22 protein-coding genes are annotated in these 23,851 nt (G+C 67.4%); 8 read left to right on the plus strand and 14 right to left on the minus strand.

The window, feature by feature from the left end:
• Position 1 precedes the first annotated feature (1 nt).
• From ASF72_RS18995 to ASF72_RS19010, 4 genes are read right to left on the minus strand one after another with little or no spacing between them, the layout of a single operon-like run.
• The gene (locus ASF72_RS18995) at positions 2-1,240 is read right to left on the minus strand and encodes a DUF3500 domain-containing protein (RefSeq protein WP_056601502.1); all 1,239 of its coding nucleotides are present in this window, start codon (positions 1,238-1,240) and stop codon (positions 2-4) included.
• Entirely contained in the window at positions 1,218-2,975 is a 1,758-nt protein-coding gene (locus ASF72_RS19000) for an FAD-dependent monooxygenase (RefSeq protein WP_056601506.1), read from the minus strand. The genes ASF72_RS18995 and ASF72_RS19000 overlap by 23 nt, the downstream gene beginning before the upstream one ends.
• Complete coding sequence (locus ASF72_RS19005; protein ID WP_050684243.1) at positions 2,975-3,847, minus strand: fumarylacetoacetate hydrolase family protein; 873 nt, start codon at positions 3,845-3,847, stop codon at positions 2,975-2,977. Before ASF72_RS19005 ends, ASF72_RS19000 begins: the two co-directional genes overlap by 1 nt.
• Before the next feature lie 46 nt (positions 3,848-3,893).
• Positions 3,894-4,757, minus strand: a complete 864-nt coding sequence (locus ASF72_RS19010; RefSeq protein ID WP_056601509.1) for an alpha/beta hydrolase — start codon at positions 4,755-4,757, stop codon at positions 3,894-3,896.
• A gap of 390 nt (positions 4,758-5,147) precedes the next feature.
• Between ASF72_RS19010 and ASF72_RS19015 the strand changes: the two genes are divergently transcribed.
• Positions 5,148-5,825 (plus strand): ASCH domain-containing protein, encoded by a 678-nt coding sequence (locus ASF72_RS19015; RefSeq protein ID WP_082178174.1) that lies wholly within the window; start codon positions 5,148-5,150, stop codon positions 5,823-5,825.
• Between the two features lie 71 nt (positions 5,826-5,896).
• Here ASF72_RS19015 and ASF72_RS19020 read toward each other — a convergent pair whose 3' ends face one another.
• The 3 genes from ASF72_RS19020 to ASF72_RS19030 all read right to left on the minus strand — a co-directional run bounded on the left by ASF72_RS19020 (position 5,897) and on the right by ASF72_RS19030 (position 7,945).
• Positions 5,897-6,634, minus strand: a complete 738-nt coding sequence (locus ASF72_RS19020) for a nucleotidyltransferase domain-containing protein (RefSeq protein WP_056601512.1) — start codon at positions 6,632-6,634, stop codon at positions 5,897-5,899.
• A gap of 100 nt (positions 6,635-6,734) precedes the next feature.
• Positions 6,735-7,217, minus strand: a complete 483-nt coding sequence (locus ASF72_RS19025; protein ID WP_157371083.1) for an HIT family protein — start codon at positions 7,215-7,217, stop codon at positions 6,735-6,737.
• 344 nt (positions 7,218-7,561) lie between these two features.
• Positions 7,562-7,945, minus strand: coding sequence for a hypothetical protein (locus ASF72_RS19030; RefSeq protein ID WP_056601518.1), 384 nt, complete (start codon positions 7,943-7,945; stop codon positions 7,562-7,564).
• 164 nt (positions 7,946-8,109) lie between these two features.
• Here ASF72_RS19030 and ASF72_RS19035 point away from each other — a divergent pair, with 164 nt between their 5' ends.
• A complete protein-coding gene (locus ASF72_RS19035) occupies positions 8,110-8,292 on the plus strand; it encodes a hypothetical protein (RefSeq protein ID WP_050684238.1) in 183 nt (60 codons plus the stop codon).
• 74 nt (positions 8,293-8,366) lie between these two features.
• On the opposite strand, the gene ASF72_RS19040 is transcribed toward ASF72_RS19035, so the two are convergent.
• The 6 genes from ASF72_RS19040 to ASF72_RS19065 form a co-directional block, all read right to left on the minus strand.
• Positions 8,367-9,215, minus strand: a complete 849-nt coding sequence (locus tag ASF72_RS19040; RefSeq protein WP_056601521.1) for a LysM peptidoglycan-binding domain-containing protein — start codon at positions 9,213-9,215, stop codon at positions 8,367-8,369.
• Positions 9,216-9,749: 534 nt separating this feature from the next.
• Positions 9,750-10,748, minus strand: a complete 999-nt coding sequence (locus ASF72_RS19045; RefSeq protein ID WP_056601524.1) for a bile acid:sodium symporter family protein — start codon at positions 10,746-10,748, stop codon at positions 9,750-9,752.
• A 120-nt stretch (positions 10,749-10,868) separates the two neighbouring features.
• Positions 10,869-12,374, minus strand: a complete 1,506-nt coding sequence (locus ASF72_RS19050; RefSeq protein ID WP_056601526.1) for a glycoside hydrolase family 43 protein — start codon at positions 12,372-12,374, stop codon at positions 10,869-10,871.
• Entirely contained in the window at positions 12,371-13,324 is a 954-nt protein-coding gene (locus ASF72_RS19055; protein ID WP_056601529.1) for an alpha/beta hydrolase fold domain-containing protein, read from the minus strand. The genes ASF72_RS19050 and ASF72_RS19055 overlap by 4 nt, the downstream gene beginning before the upstream one ends.
• A complete protein-coding gene (locus ASF72_RS19060; RefSeq protein ID WP_056601532.1) occupies positions 13,321-14,337 on the minus strand; it encodes an alpha/beta hydrolase in 1,017 nt (338 codons plus the stop codon). The genes ASF72_RS19055 and ASF72_RS19060 overlap by 4 nt, the downstream gene beginning before the upstream one ends.
• Positions 14,338-14,512: 175 nt before the next feature.
• Positions 14,513-16,951 carry a beta-glucosidase family protein gene (locus ASF72_RS19065; RefSeq protein ID WP_082484586.1) on the minus strand — a complete coding sequence of 813 codons (2,439 nt, stop codon included), beginning with the start codon at positions 16,949-16,951 and terminating at the stop codon, positions 14,513-14,515.
• Between the two features lie 133 nt (positions 16,952-17,084).
• Here ASF72_RS19065 and ASF72_RS19070 point away from each other — a divergent pair, with 133 nt between their 5' ends.
• The 5 genes from ASF72_RS19070 to ASF72_RS19090 all read left to right on the plus strand — a co-directional run bounded on the left by ASF72_RS19070 (position 17,085) and on the right by ASF72_RS19090 (position 21,159).
• Positions 17,085-17,915, plus strand: coding sequence for an IclR family transcriptional regulator (locus ASF72_RS19070; protein ID WP_082178172.1), 831 nt, complete (start codon positions 17,085-17,087; stop codon positions 17,913-17,915).
• Between the two features lie 22 nt (positions 17,916-17,937).
• On the plus strand, positions 17,938-18,432 hold the full coding sequence (locus ASF72_RS19075) for a hypothetical protein (RefSeq protein WP_056601535.1): 495 nt from the start codon (positions 17,938-17,940) through the stop codon (positions 18,430-18,432).
• A 246-nt stretch (positions 18,433-18,678) separates the two neighbouring features.
• A complete protein-coding gene (locus tag ASF72_RS19080) occupies positions 18,679-19,083 on the plus strand; it encodes a VOC family protein (protein WP_056601537.1) in 405 nt (134 codons plus the stop codon).
• Positions 19,080-19,382, plus strand: a complete 303-nt coding sequence (locus tag ASF72_RS19085; RefSeq protein ID WP_056601540.1) for a winged helix-turn-helix transcriptional regulator — start codon at positions 19,080-19,082, stop codon at positions 19,380-19,382. The genes ASF72_RS19080 and ASF72_RS19085 overlap by 4 nt, the downstream gene beginning before the upstream one ends.
• Positions 19,383-19,815: 433 nt before the next feature.
• Positions 19,816-21,159: an MFS transporter gene (locus tag ASF72_RS19090; protein ID WP_056601544.1), complete on the plus strand. Its 1,344-nt coding sequence runs from the start codon at positions 19,816-19,818 to the stop codon at positions 21,157-21,159.
• Between the two features lie 68 nt (positions 21,160-21,227).
• Here ASF72_RS19090 and ASF72_RS19095 read toward each other — a convergent pair whose 3' ends face one another.
• Complete coding sequence (locus tag ASF72_RS19095; protein ID WP_056601547.1) at positions 21,228-22,451, minus strand: ROK family protein; 1,224 nt, start codon at positions 22,449-22,451, stop codon at positions 21,228-21,230.
• Positions 22,452-22,628: 177 nt separating this feature from the next.
• Here ASF72_RS19095 and ASF72_RS19100 point away from each other — a divergent pair, with 177 nt between their 5' ends.
• Complete coding sequence (locus ASF72_RS19100; RefSeq protein ID WP_056601766.1) at positions 22,629-23,837, plus strand: ABC transporter substrate-binding protein; 1,209 nt, start codon at positions 22,629-22,631, stop codon at positions 23,835-23,837.
• The last annotated feature ends 14 nt before the right edge of the window (positions 23,838-23,851 follow it).

Raw genomic sequence — 23,851 nt, forward strand, 5'->3', positions numbered from 1 at the left:
TTTAAGGGGTCAGGGCCTGCTTGACCAGCCCGCGGCCGTAGTCGTTTCCGTTGGGGGTGCGGACCACCGTGTGCATGTGGAATGGCGCCGGCTCGTCATTGTCCAGGAACACCCCGGTGTGATGGTCAAGCTCCAGGATTACCACCGGACTCTGCACGCGCAGGTAAAACGCCTCCGCACCCTCCCAGCCGCCGATCCAGCTGAAGAAGGTCTCACTGTAATGACTGCGGATCTCCCGGAGCCGGGCGGCACGCGGCCCGGCCGGCAGGTACACCAGGAAATCCGCCACCAGGGCATCCAGCACTTCGAGGGCTTCGGTGGGCATGGCGGAGACCTTGATCCCCTCGTACGGGATCACCCGGTTGTCCTGGAAGCAGCCGCCAAGGTGCCGCTCGTCGCCGGAGTGGAGCCGGCCCTCAGGCATGGCAGGGTCAACCATGGCCGCATAGACCGTGGCCGCGTCGCGTAGCTCAGCGGGCAAGGCTTCCATCAGCTGCCGGGCCAGCCCGATCCGCTCCTTGAACACCTGGACGCCGCGGTGCGGGCCGGCGTCGATCAGGTCCGGTTCGGCGCCGAGGAACACCGGCGAGATGACCAGCTGGGTGCCTGCCACCAAAGCGTTCACGGCCGCGTGGTGGCCAAAAAGCTGCCACCCCCACGGCTCCGTCCCGGACGGTTCGCCGAAGAGGGAGAAGTTGTAGCTGAACTCGTTCATCAGCAGGGGCAGCTCCACCAGGTCGCCCAGGAAGCCGTTGATCCGCATCAGCCCGCGCACCAACTCGAAGCCTTCCGGGCTGAGCGTGGCTTCCACCAGGGCCAGTGCGGCATCCCGGACGGGGGCGTCCAGTTCGTCCAGCCGGAGCCCGGTATCGTGCTGCATAAACTCGGGGTTGGCCCAGCTCTGCCACTCCACCGCGTCCACGGCGTAGCGGAGCTTCCCGGCCTGCTGATCACTCACCACGGCCAGGAGTTTCCCGGCCGCTGCCACCATCTGCGCGGTGGGCGCCTCTTCGCCGGGCCGGGCGGGGGCCAACGGAAACAGGCCTTCTTGCATCACGCCGTCACTGGTGATCCCGCGGAACGGCCGGGGGTAGAGCTTTTTCCAGCCCTCGATCATGGGCCCGGCGAAGGAATCCCGCGTGGCCGCCTCGGCGTACCCGCGGGCGTCCAGCCCCCTGATGGCCGCCACCCGTGGGTGGTTCGGGGCGTACAGGAAATCACGGAAGGACGGCGTCGACACGGGCACTCCTGGAGTCGTTGGGGGATGTTGCAGCGGCGTCGGCGTTCAAACCGGCCGCGACGGACAGGGCGGCCGCGGCGGCTTCTGCGGCGTTCCCGCGCCAGGCCACGTGCTGGTCGGGCCGGACCAGCACCGCGCCCGCGCCCCAGAGTTCGGCCATGGTGGTCCCGTCGTCGGACGGGCCGACGGCGGCAACGGTCACCGGAATGCCCTGCCGGGCGGCCGCTGCCAGGACCGGGGCGAAAACGTCGGTTTCCGGCACCCCGGCCAAGGTGCCGGCGTCGGCCAGCAAGGTGAAGCCGGTGCCCAGGCTGCTGTACACCGAGGTGGCATCGGCCAGCCAGGTGTGCGGCAGCAGCGCGCCGGGATTGGCGGATGGGACATAGCTGATGGGGTCCTCCGGCGGGATGGGCAGGCCATCCGGGACCACCACCGGCGAGCCCGCGTACGAGTAGCCCAGCACCAGGCCCAGGGAATCAAACTCGCTCTGCTTCACGGCGAGGGCCTGGTGGGCTGCGGCACGGGCGGCATCCCCGGCCGGGCCCGCCGCCGCGAGGGCCGGATCAGCGAAGTGGTACGCCAGGGCCTGACCGTTGGCGGCGGCATCGCTGATGGTCCGGGCAGCAACCGGGCGGCGTTCAGCGCCGTAGCTGGCCAGGAGGCCGGGCCCGGCCCAGCCGTTGATCGAGGCGGCCAGTTTCCAGGCGAGGTTGGCGGCGTCGCCGATGCAGGTGTTGAAGCCGTGGCCGCCCCAGGGCGGGTTCAGGTGGGCGGCGTCGCCCACCAGGAAGATGTTGCCGCGGCTGTAGTCCGGTGCCAGGAGCATCCGGGCCGTCCAGGCGTCGGTGGCCAGGACTTCCACGTCCACTTCGGCGCCGACCAGGGAATGGACCAGTTTTTCCGCGGCGGCGTTGTCCACCGAAACGTCGGGATCCACGCCCTGGACAATGGCCCACCACGTGTTGGCCAGGTCCATGGGACCCACCATGCCCGAGGCGTCCTGACCCACCACCCAGTAATGGACTGCCGGTTCCAGCGCCACGGCGCCGGCCAGCTGCCTGGAGTGGAACAGGACGCTGATGTTGGACAGCGCCGCGGACCCGCCCGCCAGACGGATCCCCAGGCTGCGGCGTACTGCGGAGGTGCCGCCGTCGGCCCCGATGACGTAGTTGGCCACGACGGTTCGTTGCTCACCTGCAGGGGTCGCGACCAGCACGGAGTGCGGCGCGTGCGCCCCCTCGACATGCTGCACTGTGAGGCCGTAGGCCAGGGTGATCAGCGGATGCCGGCCGGCTGCGGCGCGCAGGACTTCCTCAAGTGCAGGCTGCGGGATCTGCTGGCCCGCCTCAGGCTGCGGGCCGTACCGGCCGGGGACCAGCTGGAAGGCGTTGCGGAACCGGCGCAGCTCATGGGCGGCGGGCCCGGTGAGGCCGGTGCAGAACGCGACATCCTGGGAGTACCCCACGGGAAGCGGCGCGGCGGCGCGGACGGCGTCCGCCAGGCCCAGGCGGCGCAGGTGCGTCATGGTGCGGGCGTTGGTGGTTTTGGCCCGGGGCCGGGTGTGGTCCACGGCGTCCCGGGGCTCGATCACCAGGCTGGGGATGCCGCGGCCGGCAAGGTCCAGGGCCAGGAAGAGTCCGCTGGGGCCGCCGCCGGAAATGAGGACCTGCACCTCCCCCGGCAGCCCGGCCACGGCGGCCCGGCCGGCCGGGGTGGCAATGGGCGTGTCAGCCATCAGGCACGGCTCCGCAGGGACACGTCGCCCACGGGGGTGGTGAGGGTGCCGAGCTTGTCGATTTCCACTTCGACGGTGTCGCCGGGCTGGAGCAGCCACTGCGGTGTGCGGGCATAGCCCACACCCTCCGGCGTTCCGGTGGCTATGACATCGCCCGGATGCAGGGTGAACGTTTGGCTGATCAGGGCGATGATGGCCGGCACGGAGAAGATCATGTCCCGGGTGTTGCCGTTCTGGGCCTCCACACCGTTGACGCGGGTGCGGACCTGGAGGCCGTCCCGCAGGTCGCCCACCTCATCGCGGCTCACCAGCGGGCCCAGCGGGCCGCTGAAGTCGCCGTTTTTGCCAAGGGTCCACTGTGAGGTGAGCTTCTGGGCGGTCCGGGAGGTGATGTCGTTGAAGGTGGAGTAGCCGAAAACGGCGCCGGCAGCTGTTTCCTCGTCCACGGACTCCACCCGCTGGCCGATGTACGCCGCGACTTCACCCTCCCAGTCCAGGCCTGCTTCGCCGGTGGGGACCGGGACAGGGACGTTGCCCACGGACAGGGAAGCCGTCCAGCGCCCGAACAGGGTGGGATACGGCGGCAGGTCCTGGTTCTTGTAGCTGCCCTCGGCGACATGGGCTTTGTAGTTCAGGCCCACGCAGATGACCCTGGCAGAGGCCGGGACCAGAGGCACTTCGGTGACGCCTGCGCGCTCAAGGAAAGTGCCGCCGTCGGCCGCTTCCGTGTCCGTCACCAGGGAGGCGGCCTTGTCCTGCCAACCCGTGGGGTCGGCCCAGAAGTCGGCCACCGGGGCAAGGGGAAGGACGCGGGCGCCGGCCAGGGCCGCGGCCCAGGGCGTGCCGAGGTGGGTGATGCCGATGAAATGCATGGGGGGCCTTTCAGGTGTGGCCGGGCGGGGCGCCGGCCGTGCTGGTTCAGTGGTGGGTCGCCTGGCGGCGGAAAAAGTCAACGGTGGCGGCGGTGGCCTGGGCGGCTGCGGCGGTGGATCCGTCGGGTCCGCCCCACATGTGGTCGGCCCCGTCGATCAGGAGGAGTTCGACGGCGGCGCCCGCGGCTTCCAGCGCGTCGGCGAGGCTGGCGGACTGGGCGGCCGGAACGAACCTGTCGGCGGTTCCGTGGGCCAGGAAAAACGGCGGGGCGTCGCGATGGACGTAGCTGAGCGGGCTGGCTGCAGCGGCTTTCTCCGGCGCGTCGGCGGGTTGGGCGCCGAGCAGGAGCGCCTCGCGGGAGCCTGGATCGTCGGCACTGGCCACGGCGTCAGGCAGGGCCTGGCTGCCCATCTTCACCAAATCGGTGGGCGGGTACCACGCGGCGACGGCAGCGACCCGGTCTGCAGCGGTGGTGTTGGCGTCCGCAGTGAGCGCGACGAGGCTCGCCAGGTGCCCGCCGGCGGAGTCACCCCAGGCGTAGATCCGGTCCGGGTCCACACCATAGGCGGCGGCGTTGGTCCGCAGCCAGCGAACGGCGGCTTTGGCGTCCTGCAGCTGGGCGGGGAAGACGGCGGTTCCGCTGAGGCGGTAGTCCGCGGAGGCCACCACAAAACCGGCCGCCACCAGGGCGCCGATCGGGTTGATGCCGGTGCCGTCCACTGACGGGCCCAGGGAGGACCGTTCGCCGGTCCGCCAACCCCCGCCGTGGAAGTGGACGATGGCAGGGCTGCTGCCGCCGATCTGCGCCTCCGCCGGAAGGTGAAGGTCCAGCAGCAGCGGCGCCGCCCCCTCGGGACGGGCAAACTCAAGGCCCTTGATGACCCGGCCTGCCGTCGTCGTCGACTCCATGTGTGTACCGCGCCGTCCTGTCCTGCGGGCCCTGTGTTGCGGGCCACGTCCTGACTCAACTTTGCGGCATCAGCGCCTTGCCGGCGCCCGTTGGTTTCACTCAATGAAAGAGGTTGTCCGGACCGGGCCTTCACGGTTGGGTAAAGGCCCTGCCCCCGGTCAGAATGGGCGGCGGCCAAACATTTTCTCCTGTCACCTAAAAAGGTCGCGAGCCTCTAATCACTCTGGTTCCGCCCCCGATGTGGCTTTTAGCAGTAAATGGCGGCGTTTTCACCGCGCTGTTTGGCGCATCGGGCAGCCCGCAAGGGGATCTGTACCGGGCGTCCAGAATTCCTGTAAATGCTTCTATCCATCCGCTCCTCAGGACCGCGCCTGTTAGCGTGATCAGTTGTGGAACCACTTGAACCTGAGCGCCGTGTCATCGATGCCGCAGAGGCCTTAGCGCGAACCCTCGGGGCGAGCGACAATCACACCGTCGCCGCGGTCACGATGGATATTGACGGAAACATTCACCAGGCAGTGAACGTCTACCACTTCAACGGTGGCCCGTGCGCCGAGCTGGTCGCCCTGGGCGTTGCGGCAACCGCAGGGGCGAAGCAACTGCTCACGATAGCAGCGGCTGGCGACAGGGGGCGCGGTCTTATCCCCCCGTGCGGACGATGCCGGCAGGTGCTCCTCGATCACCATCCCGACATACTGGTCGCAGTACCGGCAGAATCCGGTCCGGTCGTCCGGCCGGTTCGCAAACTCCTGCCGGACACGTACTTCTTCCCAGATGCTAATGAGCGACGAATTGTTCGATTCAACAAGCGGTATCACGACGCCGTGATGTCAGGCGAGAAGACTACAACCATCCGCTGGGATGACCCGATCACGGTGGGACCTGCGACATTCGTCTTCGAGGACCACCCTGATTTTGCCCACGCTGAGGGCGAGGTTCTCTCAGTGGAGCGGATCCGTTTGATCGACCTCGATGCCGATCACGCTGCCGGCCTCCAGTCGCACTATCCAACCATGCCCCAAGACGCCGAGCTGTCGCGTGTGACCTTTCGCCTCAGCACGTCCTAGCTCCAAGGCAATTGTGCGCCCCTGGCCGGCATCCATGTGGATTGGCAGCGAGGATGATTTGGGGAGTCTCGTCAGAGGGCGCCTCGAACAAAGCCTTCTTGGAGGTACCCACCTGATATGCCGAGTACCTCCTTTGCGAGAGCTATGAGATTCTGTGGGTCGCGGTTCGGGTCCCTCGCCCATGCCAGCAGGCGGACCGCCAAGTGATGGTCACTCTGGGCGAGCCTGCGAATGACCCATTTACCGGCGCCGAGCCAGTTCCCGTTCTCGAGGAGCAACAGATCGGCCGCCTCGCGGAGCACCTCTGCAGTCAGTATGAGATCTTCCGCTGCCGACTCGCTGCCTTCGAGGTCGTCTACAAGAGCGCTGAGGTTGTAGCGACGGGAATCTCGTTCTTGGTCTGTGAGCGGTTCAGGCCCTCGGGCCATTTCAGCTTGAGCTCCCTCTTGCCAAGCAGCACCGCTTCCGTCGTCTGTTAGAAACAGTCCCTTCGCGCATATCGCTGCTATCACCGGTCTACGATCCTGGGCTTCCTTGCGGTACCAGAACTGGAGGCTCTCCGGTGTATGTACGAAGGTTTCTACCAGCCAGCCCCGGTACCGGGTGGTCTGGGCGTAGTTGGAGTGACCGGTCGGATACAGCAGTGCGATGTCGAGATCCGAGGTCGACGTTGCTGTTCCCGCCGCAGCGCTTCCGCCGAGAATCGAGGCACATGCTTCAGGATGGTTTTCCTCCACGAAGGCTCGGGCGACGTTACAGATGTTCTTTTGGTCCACATGTCCAGAGTCACGGGCGAGAGGCATGTCCATAGCTCCAGTGTTTCAGCCCGGCCGCATGACGGCTGTCCAGGTGGCACAAACCAGCATGGGACTGGACCTTTCCCGTGGACAATCCTTCAGCAGCAAGCGGTTACTCCTCGTAGCCGCTTGCTCGGCGCAATTCCCCTGTTAGAGCGCGGGAATCAGCTGTCTGTCCAACCGCCTCCGGCTGGCTCGGAACCTGCCCCCAAGGGCGGACGAGACCGTCTCCTTGATATCGAGGAATGAGGTGCACATGCAGGTGAGAAACGTCCTGCCAGGCCGCCTCGCCGCTGCTCTGAATCAGGGTCATTCCTTGGGGATTCAGCTGTCGCTTGAGGATGCTGGCAACGCTCCAGACGCCTCGCATTGTGGCTGAAAATTCATCACCTCCCACATCGAACACGTTGGCCGCGTGTATGCGGGGCACGACCAGGGTATGTCCTCGAGTCGCTGGAGCGATATCGAGAAAAGCCACCACATCATTGTCGGCAAAGAAAATTTGGTCTCCAGTGTCGCGCTCAACGATGCCGCAGAACAGACAGTTTTCCCGGTCGGATTCTTGAACCTCTAGTCCCATGTTCCATGTGTACACGACTGGACTGTGGGCCGTAAGCCGGTGGATCAACGCACGCTCCGGCGTCCGTTCAGGGATCCTTACCGGACGCTGCTGTCATTGTGCGGCCCAATTGAACGGTTCAAGCAAACCGGTATTACCCCCATCTCTCACTCGATTGACAACAGCTCACGATTAGCCAGCGTGGGGACGCGCCAAGCAAGCAGATGCGGGTGCTACTTCCGGTTTTTGTAATGTGCCATCGTTGCGTAGATCATTCCGACCACACCAATAACCATAAAAATGCCTACAGCAGGTTCCATTCCTTCTCATTTCAACGTACGAGCAATGGGCGTCTTACCGGGCCCATGGACGCGAGAGTGTCACTTGCCGGCCAGCGAAACAGCTTGCCCAAGGTTTAGCCGGAAGAACGCGATCTCCTTACCCAACGCGTAGGCGACTGCCGATGCAGGGATCGGCAGGAGAGCGAGCCCCTGCCAGGGGTCGGGCAGCAGGAGAAGTACCGCCGTTCCGGTCAAGATCGAAGCGTAGATCGGCCAGTGCGGCCCGCGAACGCCCGTGAAGAATCCGATGGTGCCCCCGATCAGGAGAGCAGCTCCTACGACCAACACTGCAGGCGGAAGCACACCAAGCGGTAGGGAGGAGATGAGAAAGACAAGCAACCCGGCGAAAAGCACGGCGGGAATCGATATGCGGACCCCGAAATCCCGGACGATCCGCCGTCGGTCCTGAATATTTTCGTCCACAATGCCCCCTTTTTGTCCTCTACCTAGGTTACCGAGCAGGCAGCGAGGCCTCGGTTGCCGCTTTCCAAATGCAGGTGAGGAGATTCTTCAACGGGCACTCACCTGGTTGCTTTGACGCTACTGTCAGCCCGCTTGTCGCTAAGCTAATTCTGGTCTGAACGAATGTGAACATCCTTGGGGGGAAAATTATGGATGCTGGTCCGCTGAATCTCGTTATCCTCTCGGCGGTGGTTGCAGCCGTCTTTTTCTATGTTCTCTACCTCGTGATTAGAACGGCTGTTCGTGACGGCATCCTCAGCGCCGATGAGAGAAGGGCCGCTGATATGAGGGACCCGGAGCCCCAGTAGCTGGTTACTGGGCGGCGCCCGCGTTACCCCGATTTGGACGCTTCCCCAGGGCGCCCACTGCAAACGGGCGAACGTCAGGGGCCGGGTTTGTTAATGGGCTTGTCCAGCGCCACACTGATGGTCTGCCCGGGCGCAAGTTCGCCGTTGGGCAGGTCTGAGAAGTCATACCAGGCCCCGGCCGTGCCTGTGCTGGGATGATTGGCCGAGCGCAGGTCAGTCACGCCGAAGCGGAACGAAACTTGGCGTTCGATGTCTCCCGGCGCGGTGGTGTATGTCAGTGGAATGCCCTGGGCGTCAGAGGTGGACGTCCCCTGAGCGCCCTCGATCTTCAGTTCGCCGGGTATCAATCGAAGCTTCGTACCGGCAGGGATGGGCTGATCCACGGACAGCGAGTGGTTGTACATCAGGATCTGTGCCGTGCTCGAGCGAAACTTGTAACCCAGGCTGTCGAATGAGTCACCGTCTGCCGTGGTGTAGAAGACCGTTTGGCCGAACGAGTTGGTGACCCCTGTACCGGCCCCTGAGCGGCTGTCCACGGGATTCTTCTGCAGCTGGATGACCTTGCCGGCCTGGATGAAAAAGACGTTCCCCTTTTCGTAGGTGAACGGGACCTTGTTCGCTTCCGCCAACTGCTCAGCGGTCAGATTGAACCTGTAGGTGATGCCCGCCAAGCTGTCTTCGGGCTCTATCGTGTATCCCGTTGGAATGCCGTTTGCGTCAATCGTGGCAGTGCCCTGGGCGCCCGGCATGGGACCGGCCGGAATTAGCCGGAGCCGTGTCCCCGGAGCGAGGGGAGTTCCGGGCTGGAGTCCGTTGAAGCCGGCGACCTTCGCCTCGGATAGCCCGTACGTCTTCGCCACCGCCGCGAGGGTATCGCCTGGGACGGTGGTGTAGAAGTCCGCGTTGCCAAACGAGTCCCGCACGGTTTCTCCACCCAGGGCAGGCGTAGCGGCGGAAGACGCAACTGCAGCGTTCGTGGCCCGGACGGTGGCCGGTTCCTCCTGGGTTGGCGCGCCCGCGTAAGTGCATCCCGCCAGCCCCAGCAGCAGCCCAAAAAGCAGCGCTGGCGGAACCAGGCGCAGGCCTGTCCACGTTGTTGATCTACTAACAGTTCCCACGATGGTTATGCCCCCATAACAGAGTCAAGGGCCCCCAGCGGACCAAAATCGAGCCTAGCGGATGAACAGTGAGCCGCGCCGGTAGCGGCCCTTCACGGGGAGCTGCTCTCGCCAGCCTTCGTTCTGGGCCAGGGCGTGTTTCCAGGCGTCTTTATGGCGGCTGAAATCCGCCCTGCACGAAGCCCTGGTCCGGCTCTGCCCTTAAGCCGCAGGTCCGCGGAACGGTCGGGGCTTGGCCTGCCACCACATGGTCAGAGCACAACCCTCGCCCCTACCCTGGAGTTATCCTTCCCGCAGCGTCGGCACCGCCGGCGCAGGCCGCCGTCGTCCGTTGTTTGGTCAGGCCTGCGGGTCCGGCAGCGGACGCCGCGCCAGCCAGGCAGCCACAACAGCGCCGGAAACGTTGTGCCACAGCGAGAAGACGGCGGATGGCAGGGCGGCCAGGGCCCCGAAATGGGCGGTGGCAAGCGTGGCGGCGAGGCCGGAGTTCTGCATTCCCACCTCGAACGCCAGGGCGCGGCGGGCCCGCGCATCGAGCCTGCCCACCTTGCCGGCGAGGTAGCCCAGCCCCAGTCCGAAGCCGTTATGCAGCACCACAGCAAGGAACACGATCCCGCCCGCGGCCACGATCTTGTCCGCGCTGCCCGCCACCACAATGGCAACAATCAGTGAAATTACGACGGCGGACGCCCAGGGCAGTGCGGGGAGGACCTTCGCCACGGCTTTCCTGAGCAGCAACCGGGCCAGCAGCCCGGCGACCACCGGTAGCAGCACCGTCTTCAGGATATCCAGGACCATGCTGCCGGCATCGATCTGGAGGTAGGAGCCGGCCAGGAACAAGACCAGCAGCGGGGTGACGATCGGGGCGATGAGGGTGGACACCGACGCCACGGCCACCGAAAGCGCCACATCGCCCTTGGCGAGGAAAGCCATCACATTCGAGGCGGTGCCGGACGGTGCGCAGCCCACCAGGATCAGGCCCACCGCAAGTTCGGGGCTCAGGTTCAGGGCCGTGGCAATCAGCCAGCCGGCACCCGGCATGATCACGTAGTGGGCCACGATCCCCAGCGCCACGGCCCAGGGGCGGCGGATCACCGCAGCGAAGTCCGGCGGCGTCAGGGTGAGGCCCATGCAGAACATGATGATGCCCAGCAGGTACGGGACACTGGGCGCCATGGGCTTGAAGGCCCCCGGGGCAAAAAACCCGGCCAGGCCGGCGGCCACCACCAGGAGGGGGAACACGGTGACCGCGATCCTGGCGATTCTGGCTTCGGCCGCCAACGCGGGGTTCAGGGGTCCCTCTTCGGGTCGGGACGGGGATTTAGTTGCCTCAAGCATCAAATTATGGTGCCACTGCCGGGCACCGGCCGCCAGTTCGTGACGGCATCCGGTCACGAAGCACGCCACCGGCTGCCTGCAGGCAGGCAGCCGGCACCCCACCGGCTGCAGGCCAGTGGATCAGGTTCCGGGCGCAGCAGCCGCGGACAGATACTCGAACCGGTCAAGAACCGCCGGCCCGCCCAGCGCGGACACACCAATGACCCTGCCCGTGAAGCCGCCGGCCACCTCGGTGGAAAGATAGCGGCCATCCAGCCTGGCCAGCTCGGTGAGGTGTCCTGCCTGCCGGAAGCCGAGGACCACCTCGTCGGGTCCAACGTTTTGGCCGGGCTGCCCGGCCCGGGCGGGCGGCGCGGAGCTTATCTCCAACTGCACGGCTTCACCCGGGTGGGGGGCCGCCGTCGCGAGTTCCTGCGTGAGGGGCCCGATCCGGGCGACGGCCTGCACCAGGCCCTGCCCCAGCCGGACCGCGTACCAGTGCCTGCTGTCGATCCGCAGCACCAGTTCGGCGCCGGCATCGACGGCACGGAACGCGGCCCGGCAGGTCCAGTCCGCATCCCGGAGGCGGGTTGCCAGCAGTCGCGGGCTGTCCGGCCCGCCGGCAGCCAATTCCAGGCCGCCGTCCGCCGCCGGGCGGGATGTGAACGCTGCCGGTTCGTCGCCCGGTGATACCCAGCGCGGGTGCAGTTCCGGTGCGGCGAAGTCCTCCACAAACGAATGGTCCGACGCCGGAACCTGGTAGCCGGCCTGGTCGAAACCGGGCCAACCGTCCTGCCAGGTGACGCCGGAAAGGAACGTTTCCCGGCCCAGGACGTGGTATCCCGGGCTGGACCCGCCGGTCCGGACGCCCAGGTACACCGCAGCCCAGGTCCCGTCCGGCTTTTGCACAAGGTCCGCATGCCCGGTGTTCTGCACCGGGGTGTCAAGGCTGCGGTGGCTCAGGATGGGGTTGCCGGGACAGGCTTCGAACGGCCCGGCAGGTGAGGTACTGCGGCTGATGGACACCGCGTGGCCCCGCTCGGTGCCGCCTTCGGCCAGCATCAGGTACCACCAGTCCCCCACCTGGTAGAGGTGCGGACCTTCGGGGAACGCCAGCCCGGTGCCCTGCCAGACCTTCCGGGGAGCTTCGAGCAGGTGCCCGCCGGCAGTGTCGAGGCGGGCCTGGACGATGCCCGACGCTTCGGGACCCGGGCCAAAACCCACCCAGGTGAGGTAGCAGTTTCCCGCCTGGTCCCAGGCGATGTCCGGGTCGATCCCCAGCGTCCCGGCAATCTGGACAGGCTCGCTCCAGGGCCCTGCCGGGTCTGTGGCACGGAACAGCAGGTGGCCGCCGCCGAAGTCGCTCATGTTTGTGGTGATGAACCAAAACTGCCCGTTGTGGTGGCGGAGCGTTGAACCGAAGATCCCGCCGGACCCACGGCGGTCACCCGCGGCGAACTGGGTGCGGCGGGTCAGGATGTTGCCCACCTGCTCCCACGCCACGAGGTCACGGCTGTGGAAGACAGGCGCCCCGGGAAAGTATTCGAAGCTTGAGGAGGCCAGGTAGTAGTCCCCGCCCACCCGGCAGACGGTGGGGTCGGGAAAGAACCCCGGGATCACGGGGGTGCCGGCCGCGGACTGGCTCACGCTGCGCCCGCCAGGGCCAGTTCCGCAGCCAGGAAATCCAGCGCCGGTCTACCTTCGGGGAGACCTGCCGCATGGTTGAGGTGGCCATGGACGGCGCCGCGGGCCAGGAAGTAGGAAACTGGAACGCCTGCCTGTTCCAAGGCGGCGGCAAACACCTCGGCGGAGCCGCGGGCGTCGTCAAACTCGCAGGCAAGCAGCGCGGTGGGTGGAAGTCCCGCGGGGTCCGCGTAGCCGGGCATCGCGTAGGACGGTGCCATGCTCACCGGTCCGCCCACGTAGTTCTCGGCGGTCCGGATGCAGTCCTCCAGGGTGAACCGCAGTTGGCGCGGCAGCCCGGCCATCACGTCCGCGGCCAGCCCGCCGGCCGGGGCGGGCAGGTCCGGATGCAGGAAGGGGTACGCGAGCAGGAGCTTGGCGGGCAGCGGTTTGCCTGCATCCACCAGGTACAGCGCAGCCCCGACCGCCAGGTTGCCACCGGCGCCGGCGCCGCCCAGGCATAGGAGTCCGGGGTCCAGACCCAGGCTTTCGGCGTTCCGGCGCGCCCAGAACCAGCCGGCCAGGGCGTCATCATGGGGGACGGGGAAGCACACACCATCGCGTGCCAGCCGGTAATCCACTGACAGCACCGGGGTGCCGGCCGCCGCTAAAACCCGGGCGAGGTAGTCGGATTCCGGCATGTCCACGGTGCCGCTGACGAACCCGCCGCCGTGCAGCCACACCAGCCCAGCGGCGCCGGAGCCGGCAGGATGGCCGTAGATCCGGATGTTGACGGGGCCGTGCCTGCCTTCGGCGGTGACTGTGCGGATGGGGACGTCCGGCCCGGCCAGCCGCAGCGCGCCGGAGTCCAGGACCAGGGGCCCGGCCGGCGAGGCCAGGTATTGGGCGAAGCCTGCATCGGGCGCCGGGCCGGTGTCAGTCTCCGGTTGGCGCGACGGCTCAGGCACCGTCACTGCCGGCCGAGCTTCCGGGAGAAGTAGGACACCGCGTTGGCCAGGATGGCGTCCAACTGGTCCTCGGCGCCGAAGAAGCAGTGGTCACCACCCTGGACCGTGACCACCTCGTGCTCCACCCCGGCGCCGGCGAGCGCAGCCGCCAGGAGGTCCGTCTGGGAATGCGGCACCAGGCCGTCACTGTCGCCGTGGACCAACAGGAACGGCGCTGCATCCGCGGTCACGTAGCTGACCGGGCTGGCAGCGGCCAGCAGTGCCGGGTCGGCGGAGCCGCCCACCAGCATCTGTTCGGGCTGCAGGGACATGCCCGGCGGCACGGCAGCGGTCAGGGCCGCCGGGAACATTCCGGCCGGCATGTTCATGGGCGGGATGTCCACCAGCGAGGAGACGCCGTAAAAATCGACGACGGCGTGCACGGCGCTTGAGTGCCCCTGCGCACCAAGGCCGCCGTGCAGGTCCTCCCGGTCGCCGGTGAGGCCCAGCAGCGCCACCAGGTGCCCACCGGCGGATTCGCCCCAGGCGCCGAACCGGCCGGGATCCACCCCCAGGTCCCCGGCGAAGGCGCGGAGGTACCGGACGGCGGCTTTGAGGTCGTGGAGCTGGGCAGGGAACGGTGCTTCGAGGCTGTGCCGGTAGTCCACCGTGGCGCAGGCAAGGCCTGCCTCGTTGAGCAGCCGGAACACCGAGTCCGGGGCGAACGTGGGCGGCAGTTCCCGCCGGTCCCCCAGTTGGAAGGCGCCGCCGTGCACCCACAGCACCAGCGGTACAGGGCCGGTGGCGTGCCGGGGCAGCCAGATGTCCATTTTCAGGGACCGGAAGCCGAGGATGCGGGCGTAGGTCACTTCGCTGTGCACCGCGGAAACGTCCGACACCTCCACCGGGATTCCGGGGGCGTCAAAGACGGCGAACGGCGGGACCGGGGCCCCGCCGGGGCGGGCCGGGTCATTCAGGGCCGGGTCATTCAAGGACGGGTCATTCAAGGACGGCTGGACAGCCGTGTCGCTGTGCGTCATGGGGTGCTCCTTGCGGGTGCTGTGGTCCGGTTGCCGCCGGCGGCGGCAACGAAAGGCTGGGTGCCGGGTCTAAAACCAGGGCGAGGCGCCGGGGCGGGCGCGGCACGGTGCTTCGTGCAACGCCACGCAGCGCGGGCGGGCGGGTCATGTGATGGTCCCCGTCCCAGTGGGCGGGTCATGCGATGGCCCCGTCCCAGTGGGCGGCCAGAGGTCCGGCCAGGGCGCCGGCGGCCTGACCGGCGTCGGAGGCCGGGGCCAGCTGGAACAGGGTCGGTTCCAGCACCCAGCCCGTTTCCTCGTCCCAGTACTCGAAACTCCGGACGGGCAGGAGCACCTCAAGGTCGGCCGATTCCCCGGCGGCGAGCTGAACGGTCCCGAAACCGGCCAGCCAGAACGCCGGCCGGTCAACCTCGGAGCCGGGCGCCGAGGCGTAAACCTGCGCCACGTATTTGCCGGCCCTGGTGCCGGTGTTCTTAACGGTGAGGACAGCGGAAACACCGGCGCCCGCGTGCCGCAGCGAAAAGGCGGACACGGCGAACGTGGTGTAGGACAGCCCATGGCCGAACCAGTACGCGGGGGCTGGCTCCTGCCGGGCCCAGCCGCGATGGCCCAGGTGCACTCCTTCCGTATAAGCCAGTTCGCCGTCCCGGGGGGCGGTAGTGGTGACGGGCGCGTCCGCCAGCAGCGCGGGCCAGGTGGTGGGCAGGTGCCCGCCGGGCTCCACTGCGCCCAGCAGAACATCCGCCAGGGCGTTGCCCATTTCCATGCCCGGGAACCAGACCAGCAGCACCGCCGCCGCGTCATGGCGCCAGGGCATTTCCACCGGGGCGCCCGCATTTACCACCACCACGGTGCGCGGATTGGCTGCAATCACCGCGGCCACCAATTCATCCTGGGCGCCGGGAAGCCGGAGGGAGGTCCTGTCGAAGCCCTCACTTTCCACGGCGCCGGAAGTCCCCACCATCACCACGGCCACCTCAGCCTCCCGGGCGGCCTGCACGGCGGCGGCAATTTCCGCGTCCTGCGAGAGGCGGGGCTCGGCCACACCCAGCCCCACGCGGAACAGCATAAAGTCGCCGGCCCAGGTGAAGCGGAGGGCCACGTGGATGGCCGTGCCCGCCGTCAGTTCAACGGGGCCGCTGACGTCAGGGGCGCCAATGAGCACCTCCTCGAGGTTGCCGGCACGGTCCCTGGAATCGGCGGTGGCTACGGGAACGCCGTCCACCGTCACCTCGCCCAGGCCGATCCCCTTGTAGCCGAGTTGCCAGCTCCCGGACAGGTGCGGGGTGAACAGGGTGGAAAGTTCGACGGCGGCCGCCCCGGCGGGGACGCCGGTCCGGCCCCGCGTCAGCGTGGTCAGCCGGCCTGCCTGCGTTTCCAGGACGGCACCGGCAGCGTCCAGCCAGCGCAGCTGCACGGGTGCGCCATCAAAGGTGCACTCACCGGGCCGGGGTTCGCGGAGGCCATCGGCGAGCCAGGCACCCTGCGTGGTGGTGACCCGGACGCCTTCGCCCAGCGCGTTCCGGAGCCCTGCCGCGGGTGGAACCGTGTAGTCGGGATACACCGAGGCGCTGCCGCCGCCCTGCGTGCGGGGGTCCAGTGCTGCCGGCCCGATCAGTGCGATCGAGGTGGGCCCTGCCGGCCGCAAGGGCAGCATGCCGTCCCGGTTCTCCAGCAGGACCGTCCCTGCAGCGGCGGTCGCCCGGGCCAGCGGACCGGCGTCGGACGGGTTAATCGCTTGGTTCCGGCCGGCGGTGACCCTGCGGCCCAGCGTCAGCAGGCGGCGGATTTTCCGGTCGATCTCCGCCTCCGCGACCTGCCCGCCCCGGACGGCCTCAACCAGCGCCGCACCCCACAGCTTCTCCGGTCCGGGCATGGCCAGGTCCGTGGCCGCAAGCGCCGATCCGGTGGTGGAATACACGGCGTGCCAGTCGGAGACCACGGCACCGTCGAAGCCCCACTCCCCCTTCAGCGGCTCCGCCACCAGCGCGTTCTCGGTCATGGGCGCACCGTTGACGCCGTTGTACGCGGCCATGACCATCCACGGCCGCGCGTTCCGGACCACATTTTCGAACGGCGCCAGGTAGGCCTCGCGAAGGGTTCGGGCCGCGAGCACGTTGTTCACTTTCGTCCGGTCAGTTTCGGCCTCGTTGGCTACAAAATGCTTCGGGCAGGCACCGATCCCCAGGGACTGGATGCCGGTCACGTACGCGGCGGCCAGGTCGCCGGTCAGCAGCGGATCCTCCGAATAGCACTCGAAGTTGCGGCCGGCCAGGGGTGAACGGTGCAGGTTGATGGTGGGGCCCAGGACCACATCCACCTCCGCGCGGCGGGCTTCGGCGGCGAGCTGGCGTCCGATGCGCTCCAGGAGGTTCCGGTCCCACGACGCCGCCAGCCCGGTTCCGGACGGGAAGTTGGCCGAGCCGTGCTGTTCGTTCTCCCTGTGCCCGCGCACGCCCACGGGACCGTCCGACACGATCACCCGCGGCAGTCCCAGCCGGGCGTCCGCGCGGGTGGACCAGAGCCCGTCGCCGCTGATCAGCGCAACCTTGTCTTCAAGCGGCAGCGTGGAAAGGGCGTGTTCGACGTCGGCGTCGAGACTGGTGGCGGTCATGCGGCAGGCTCCTGGGCGTGGGGTGCTGGGAGTTCCAGCTTCCGTTCCCGCAGCATCTTCACCACAGGGAGCTTTCATTGGTTGGAATAGTATTGTGGGACAGCTCACGTATCCCCCAGCATCGAAGGCGGCCATGGCAGTCCCTCCGGATTCAGACGCTCCTCCCGCCCGCGGCAAGCGGCCCAAGCAGGGCGAACCGGTGGTGGACCGCGCCCTGAGCCTGCTCGCTGTCTTTTCGGACCGGCGCCGGGCGCTGACACTGTCGGAGCTGGCGCGCCACGCGGACATGCCGGCCCCCACAGCGCTGCGGCTGATCGCCCGCCTGGTGGCGTGGGGCGCGCTGGAGAGGCTCGACGACGGCCGGTACGTTGTGGGGGTCAGGCTTTGGGAAGTGGCATCCCTGTCGCCGCGGGGGCACGGGGTACGCGAAATCGCTTTGCCTTACCTGGAGGACCTTTTTGAGGTCACCCGGCACCACGTGCTGCTGGCAGTGCGGGACAACGAACAGGCGGTGCTGATCGAGCGGCTGTCCGGAAAGGATGCTACCGAGGTGGCCTACCGGGTTGGCGGGCGGGCCCCGCTGCGGACCACGGCCATCGGGCTGGTGCTGCTGGCCGGCGCTGACCAGCAGTTCCAGGAAACCATGCTGCGCAAACCACCTGAACTCGAACCCGGCGTGGCGGTTATGCCGGAGGGGCAGGTTCGCCGGACATTGTCCGACGTGCGCCGGACGGGCATTGCCATGATCCGCCGGACCTTGCCGTCCACCACGGTGTCGGTGGCCTCGCCGGTCTTCGACGCCCAAGGCACCGTGGTGGCGGCGCTGTCCATTGTGGTGCCGGACGGTGCCACACCCCCGAACGTCCTGGCCCCGGCGGTGCGCGCGGCAGCCAGGGCCGTCTCCAGGAACCTGGGTTACAAGGCGGAAGCCAGCGCAGACGTGCGGACCCATTCGGAAGGCTGAAGCCCGGCACTAGGCTAGGGGCATGACGTGGGAGGACGTGCCGGGGCCGGCGAAAGAGCAGGTGGTCCTGCAGGCGCCTGCCTTCATCAAGGGCTGGCTGATCACCACCACTCTGTGGGTGGGCCTGTTGGCCACCATCATCGCCATATCCCACGTGGTCACAGCCTTCCGCTCCGGGACCGACGCGTGGACAGGCTGGGGAGTCGTGCCGCTGGCGCTCTTTTACGGTTATGGGACCGCCCTTTTGGCGGGCGCTCCGCTCGCGTGGGTATTGGCCTTCCTGCTCCGTCCCGTGCGGCGCCAGTGGATCCATGTCGGTGCATTTTTTGCCGCGCCCACCCTGGTCTTTTGGGGGCTGGGCGGGTTGCTGGGACTGGGCTGGCACCCGGGGTTGCTGGGTTTGTGGGCAACCGTGGGGGCTGCCGCTGCCGTGGGCCGGTGGGCGATCCGGGGGAATATATCCACGAGCAGCGCGTGGGCCGCGCGGGAGCAGTACCCGGAGATCCCCGCGCGCTGAGAGCACGCCCCGGAACCGTTGCGTTGCCTATAGGTGCGCCCGGGAAATATGGCGGGACTCGACCCTGCTCACCGTGCGCGGAGGGACAAAAGCGGAGGTTCGCCTTTTCTCCTCCGATCCGTCAGCGGAGGGCAGCTTCCGCGGCCAGGGCTGATAGTTGCCGACGGCTGCCCGGCTGCTACGGTTGCAAGTTGCAAAGTGCGGCTGGGTCTTGACGCCATACTTGCAAAATGCAAGTATGGCGTCATGAGCCTTTTCATCACCTGCCCGGTTGAGAACGTCGAGCGCTCCACAGCCTTTTATACCGCCCTTGGCTGGAACCTCAACACCGAGATGTCAGACCACAACGTGTCCTGCTTCGCGATCGCGCCCGAGCAGTACGTCATGCTCGGCAGCCGCGAGATGTACGCGAGCGTCGGTGGCGCCGAAGAGCTGGTCGGCGGGCCGGACACCCCCTCGAAGGTCACCGTCTCCTTCGACCTCGGCAGCCGGGAGGCAGTGGACAGGCTCATCGAACGCGCCGGCGCCGCCGGCGGGCGGATCGGCGACACCGACGACTACCCCTTCATGTACCAGCGCCAGTTCGACGACCCCGACGGCTACCACTATTCGCCGTTTTGGATGAAGCCGGACGTCGATCCGACCGCGTGAGCGACCTCGCCGCGGCCCTCGACGTCGTCGGAGCGCGGTGGGCCCTGCTTATCGTGGAGCGGCTGCTCGACGGGCCGCAGCGCTACGGCGATCTGCAGCGCGACCTGGGAGTGCCAACCAACATGCTTGCGACCCGCCTGCGTGAGCTCGAGGCCGCCGGCCTATTGTCCCGCCTACCCCTTCGGCACAACACGCGGGCCTACGCGTTGACCGATAAGGGCCTCACCCTGCGCGAGGCGATCAACGCACTGGAACGCTGGGGCGGCGAGCAGCGGGCTCGGAGTGCCCCGAAAACCTGAGGCCTTCAGGCAACGGGTACATCGCTTTTGTGACTGGGCGGCAAGTCGGATAAGCCCATCGGCCTACAGGTGCGCGCCTGATCGCCGCCACGTGAACAGTCACGGCTAACGGGGGCGGGTGGATTCGCCTCGGCCTTAAGGCGGGGCCAAGTCGTCCTGCACGCATGGGCATTTGCTGTTCCCGGCCCGAAGGCTTCGCGTGACGTGCCGGAGCGCCGCCCACTGCCAGGAGCCACCCCCTTGACGTAGTGGCCCACTTCACATTAGATTGTTCAACAACCTCAGATTGTTCAACAACCTGACCAGCACTGCCCGGCAGCCGTACTCCGCCGGGAACGCCCCACCGCTGCCCCTCGGCACTCCCCGGCCCGCGGCGCAGGCACCCTTCCCGCCCCGGCGGTCCGCAGCAACGCATCCACCCTGGAGGACACCCATGGCCACCAACCCAGCCCCGGCGCCTGAGACCACAGCCCCCGTGGTGCGCCGCAAGGATATGTACAAAGCCTTCGCCGCCAGCCTTACGGGCACCGCGCTTGAATTCTACGATTTCGCCGTCTACTCGGCAGCGGCCGCCATCGTTTTCCCGCTCATCTTCTTTCCCGCCGCAGATCCCCTTACGGGCACCCTCCTCGCTTTCTCCACCTACGCCGTGGGCTACATTTCCCGGCCCGTCGGCGGCATCATCTTCGGCCGCCTGGGTGACGAGATCGGCCGGAAAAAGGTCCTGGTCATCACACTGATGCTGATCGGCGTGGCCACGTTCCTGATCGGCCTGCTGCCCGCCTACGGCACCATCGGCATCGCCGCACCGATCGCACTGGTGCTGCTCCGCTTCGCCCAGGGAGTCGGCGTGGGCGGCGAATGGGGCAGCGCCGTGCTGCTGTCCAGCGAATTCGGTGATCCCCGTCGTCGTGGTTTCTGGGCCTCCGCCGCCCAGATCGGCCCGCCCGCCGGCAACCTGATGGCCAACGGCGCCCTGGCGGTACTGACGTTGATGCTGTCCGAGGAAGCTTTCGTGGATTACGGCTGGCGGATTGCGTTCCTGGTCTCCGCAGTTTTGGTGGCCTTCGGACTCTGGATCCGGCTGCGGCTGGAAGACACCCCCGTTTTCAAGGCCCTCGAAGCCCGCGGCGAAAAGCCCAACGCCCCCATCAAGGAAGTCCTCCGCACCCAGCGCCGGCCCCTCGCCGCAGCCATCCTCAGCCGCATCGGCCCGGACGTGCTCTACGCCCTGTGCACCGTTTTCACACTCACCTACGGCATCCAGAAGCTCGGCTTCGACCGCGGCCAGGTTTTGGTGGCCGTCCTGATCGGATCGGCCGTCCAGCTCTTCACCATGCCCCTGGCCGGCGCGGTCTCAGACCGGATCAACCGTCGCCTCGTCTACGGCATCGCCGCGGTGGGCGCCTCCGTCTGGGCCTTCGTCTTTTTCATAGCCCTTGAGGGAAAGTCCGCTACGGTCCTGATCATCGGCACCGTGCTGGGCCTGGTGTTCCACTCCTTTATGTACGGCCCGCAGGCCGCGTTCGTGGTGGAACAGTTCAGCCCGCGCCTCCGCTCCACCGGCAGCTCGCTGGCGTACACCTTTGCCGGAATCATCGGCGGCGCCGTGGCGCCATTTATGTTCACCCTCCTGATGGGCGCCTACAACAGCTGGCTGCCCGTGGCCATCTACCTGACGGTGGCCTGTGTCCTCACCATGGTGGGCCTGGCCCTGGGCCGGAACTCAAACGTCGCCGAAGATGAGGAATACCTTCAGGAATCAGCGCACGCCTAAGCCCAGGCGGCACGTCAACACGAAGTCCGGCGGCCGGAACATTGCGTTCCGGCCGCCGGCGCGTCCTCCTAGTTCATCGCACCGGGCGGCCGGGCGGAAGCGACCGGGCGCCCCAATCGCAGGACGTCACTGCGGGCCGCTTCGAGGGCTGCGTGCACGGCCCCGGTGGCCACGGACGTGGCGCCGAGCGCGGACAGCAGCAGCTCCGGGGCCGGCAGGTTGATTTCCCCGGGGAGCAAGTCCTGCGCCACGGCCAGCACCTCATCCAGACCCTCCACCACCGCCCCGGCCACAATCACCCGCTCCGGGTCGTACAGGCTGCCAAAAACGCCGGTTACCCGGGCGAGGAGCGCTCCCGCGCGCTCCACCAGGGCCCGCGTCCAGGCATCCCCGGATCGGGCAAGGTCCAGGACCATCCGGCCCGTAAGGTCCGCGGCTGCCACCGGCGCCAGGGGATGTCCGGGCGGAAGATCGCCGGCCGCCTTGGCTTCGCGGACCCAGTCGGCCAGCTGCAGGCCGATCCCCACCACCGACTCAACCCCAAAAACGTAGTCGAAGGCCATCATCTCGCCCACACCGCCGTGCTTGCCCTTCAGCAGGCGGCCATCCACCACTACTCCCGCGCCCAGCCGGTCCCCGGCGAGCAACACCACAAAATGCCGCAGCCCGACGGCCGCTCCCACGCTGCCCTCGGCGATGGCGGCCAGCGATGCGTCGTTCTCGATCCGGACAATAGGCACCCACTCCTCCAGCAGCTGCTGCAGGCCGGGATTCATCCGCTGCCAGAAGCCGCCCTCCTGGCGCGGCGATGCGCCAACGGCATCCACCGGCGCCGGGACGCCGACGCCGGCCGCAAGGACCTCGTTGCGTTCCCGGCCGGCCTCGAGCAGGGCCGCATCGATGGCGGACACCACGGCCACCCGCCGTTCCGCGGCGCCGCTGTCAACGTCAAGCCGGACGGTCTGCCGCGCCAGGGGGTTTCCCGAAAGGTCGGCGATGGTGGTGGTGAGGTGGGTCCGGCCCGCGTCCAGGCCCACCACCACGGCAGCCCCGGGGCGGAAGGCGAACCGCCGCGACGGCCTGCCCTTGCTGTATTCACCGGTGGCGCGGGCATTGGGAAGCTCCTCAAGGAGGCCAAGGCTGATTAGCCCGTCCAACGCCTCGATGGCTGTGGAACGCGTCAGTCCCGTGGCCGCCATCGCGTCCGTACTCACGAAGGCTTCCGCCGCCCACACAAAATTCAGCATTGCCTGCAGGCTGGCGCGCGGGGCGGCAATTCCTGTGTCCGTCATCACTGCCAATCCTTGACCGCGTCAGTTCTGTACTGCATCATTGTCGCAGGACAGTTGATTCGCAAGCTAAATCTAATAGCCGAAACAACACCTGAGCCGACACCGGCCCCCGAAAGGATCCTCCCCGTGCCCCGACGCCGTAGCGCAAAAATCCTCGCCCCACTCCTGGGCGTCCTGATGCTCGGAACAGGCCTCTCCGCCTGCAGCAGCGCGGACGCCCCGGAAACCGTGAGGTTCCACCTCTCCAAACCCGAGGCAATCCCGTACTTCCGCGAACTCATCAAGGAGTACAACGCCGCCAACGACGACGTCGAGATCGTCCTCGATTCGTCCTCCAACCTGCAGGCAGGCTTCCTCCGGGGAAACCCGCCGGATCTGGGCCTGCTGAACTACAACATGGAAATGGCCCGCTTTATGGAGCGGGGCGCCCTCAGCGACCTCAGCGACATGCCCGAAGCAGGCCGGATCCTCCCCGAAGTCCAGGACCTGGTGACCCAGTACGCCTCCTACCCCGGCCGGACCAGCGTGCTGCCGTACTCCGTGATGGCGGCATCGGTGATCTACAACAAGCAGATCTTCAAGGAACAGGGCATCGAAGTCCCCACCACGTCCGCGGAGCTTACGGCTGCCTGCGAGAAGCTCAAGGCCGCCGGCATCACCCCCTTCTATGGAACGTTCAAGGACCCCTGGACCGCGGCGCAGGGCTGGTTCGATTACACCGTAGGCGGCGAAGTGGACGTGGCGGACTTCTACAAGGCCATGAACGAACTGGGCACGGAGGTTGGGCCGGACAGCCCTGCCTCCTTCCAGAAGGACTTCAAGGAGCCGGTCAGCCGCATGAAGCAGTTAATCGACAACTACACAAACGCCGACGCCGCCAGCAAGGGGTACGGCGACGGTAACCTGGCGTTCGCCAAGGGTGAGTCGGCCATGTACCTGCAGGGCCCGTGGGCTTTCGGTGAGATCGCCAAGACCGCCCCGTCCCTGGAACTGGGCACGTTCCCGCTGCCCATGACGGAAAACCCGGAGGACCTGGAGGTGCGGGTCAACATCGACCTCGCCGCCTGGATCCCCGAGGCATCCAGGCACAAGGATGCAGCCCGGAAATTCCTCAGCTACCTGTTCCGGCAGGACGTGATGGACAAATACAACGCTGCCCAACTGGGCTACGGCACCACCACCGACGCTGCACCGGCCACGGACCCCCGCATCACCGGAATGAGGGACTATTTCGAGGCCGGGGACTTCTACCAGGGACCCTCCAAGGCCATCCCGCTCACCATTCCCACCGAGAACTACATCCAGGGAATCGCCCTTGGCGGCGATGCCACCCAAGCCCTGAGCACCCTGGACGCGGACTGGGCGCGCCTGGCGCTCCGCCGCTGACGGACAGAAAGAAC

This window comes from Arthrobacter sp. Leaf141 (genome assembly GCF_001424565.1).
Lineage (GTDB): Bacteria > Actinomycetota > Actinomycetes > Actinomycetales > Micrococcaceae > Arthrobacter.

Coding starts and splice junctions, on each gene's coding strand:
- ASF72_RS19010 (WP_056601509.1), bottom strand. CDS start 4,757: ATGGAGTCGACGACGACGGCAGGCCGGGTCATCAAGGGCCTTGAGTTT.
- ASF72_RS19080 (WP_056601537.1), top strand. CDS start 18,679: ATGAGCCTTTTCATCACCTGCCCGGTTGAGAACGTCGAGCGCTCCACA.
- ASF72_RS19090 (WP_056601544.1), top strand. CDS start 19,816: ATGGCCACCAACCCAGCCCCGGCGCCTGAGACCACAGCCCCCGTGGTG.
- ASF72_RS19020 (WP_056601512.1), bottom strand. CDS start 6,634: ATGGACATGCCTCTCGCCCGTGACTCTGGACATGTGGACCAAAAGAAC.
- ASF72_RS19045 (WP_056601524.1), bottom strand. CDS start 10,748: ATGCTTGAGGCAACTAAATCCCCGTCCCGACCCGAAGAGGGACCCCTG.
- ASF72_RS19075 (WP_056601535.1), top strand. CDS start 17,938: ATGACGTGGGAGGACGTGCCGGGGCCGGCGAAAGAGCAGGTGGTCCTG.
- ASF72_RS19095 (WP_056601547.1), bottom strand. CDS start 22,451: ATGACGGACACAGGAATTGCCGCCCCGCGCGCCAGCCTGCAGGCAATG.
- ASF72_RS19000 (WP_056601506.1), bottom strand. CDS start 2,975: ATGGCTGACACGCCCATTGCCACCCCGGCCGGCCGGGCCGCCGTGGCC.
- ASF72_RS19065 (WP_082484586.1), bottom strand. CDS start 16,951: ATGACCGCCACCAGTCTCGACGCCGACGTCGAACACGCCCTTTCCACG.
- ASF72_RS19100 (WP_056601766.1), top strand. CDS start 22,629: ATGCTCGGAACAGGCCTCTCCGCCTGCAGCAGCGCGGACGCCCCGGAA.
- ASF72_RS19060 (WP_056601532.1), bottom strand. CDS start 14,337: ATGACGCACAGCGACACGGCTGTCCAGCCGTCCTTGAATGACCCGTCC.
- ASF72_RS19070 (WP_082178172.1), top strand. CDS start 17,085: ATGGCAGTCCCTCCGGATTCAGACGCTCCTCCCGCCCGCGGCAAGCGG.
- ASF72_RS19005 (WP_050684243.1), bottom strand. CDS start 3,847: ATGCATTTCATCGGCATCACCCACCTCGGCACGCCCTGGGCCGCGGCC.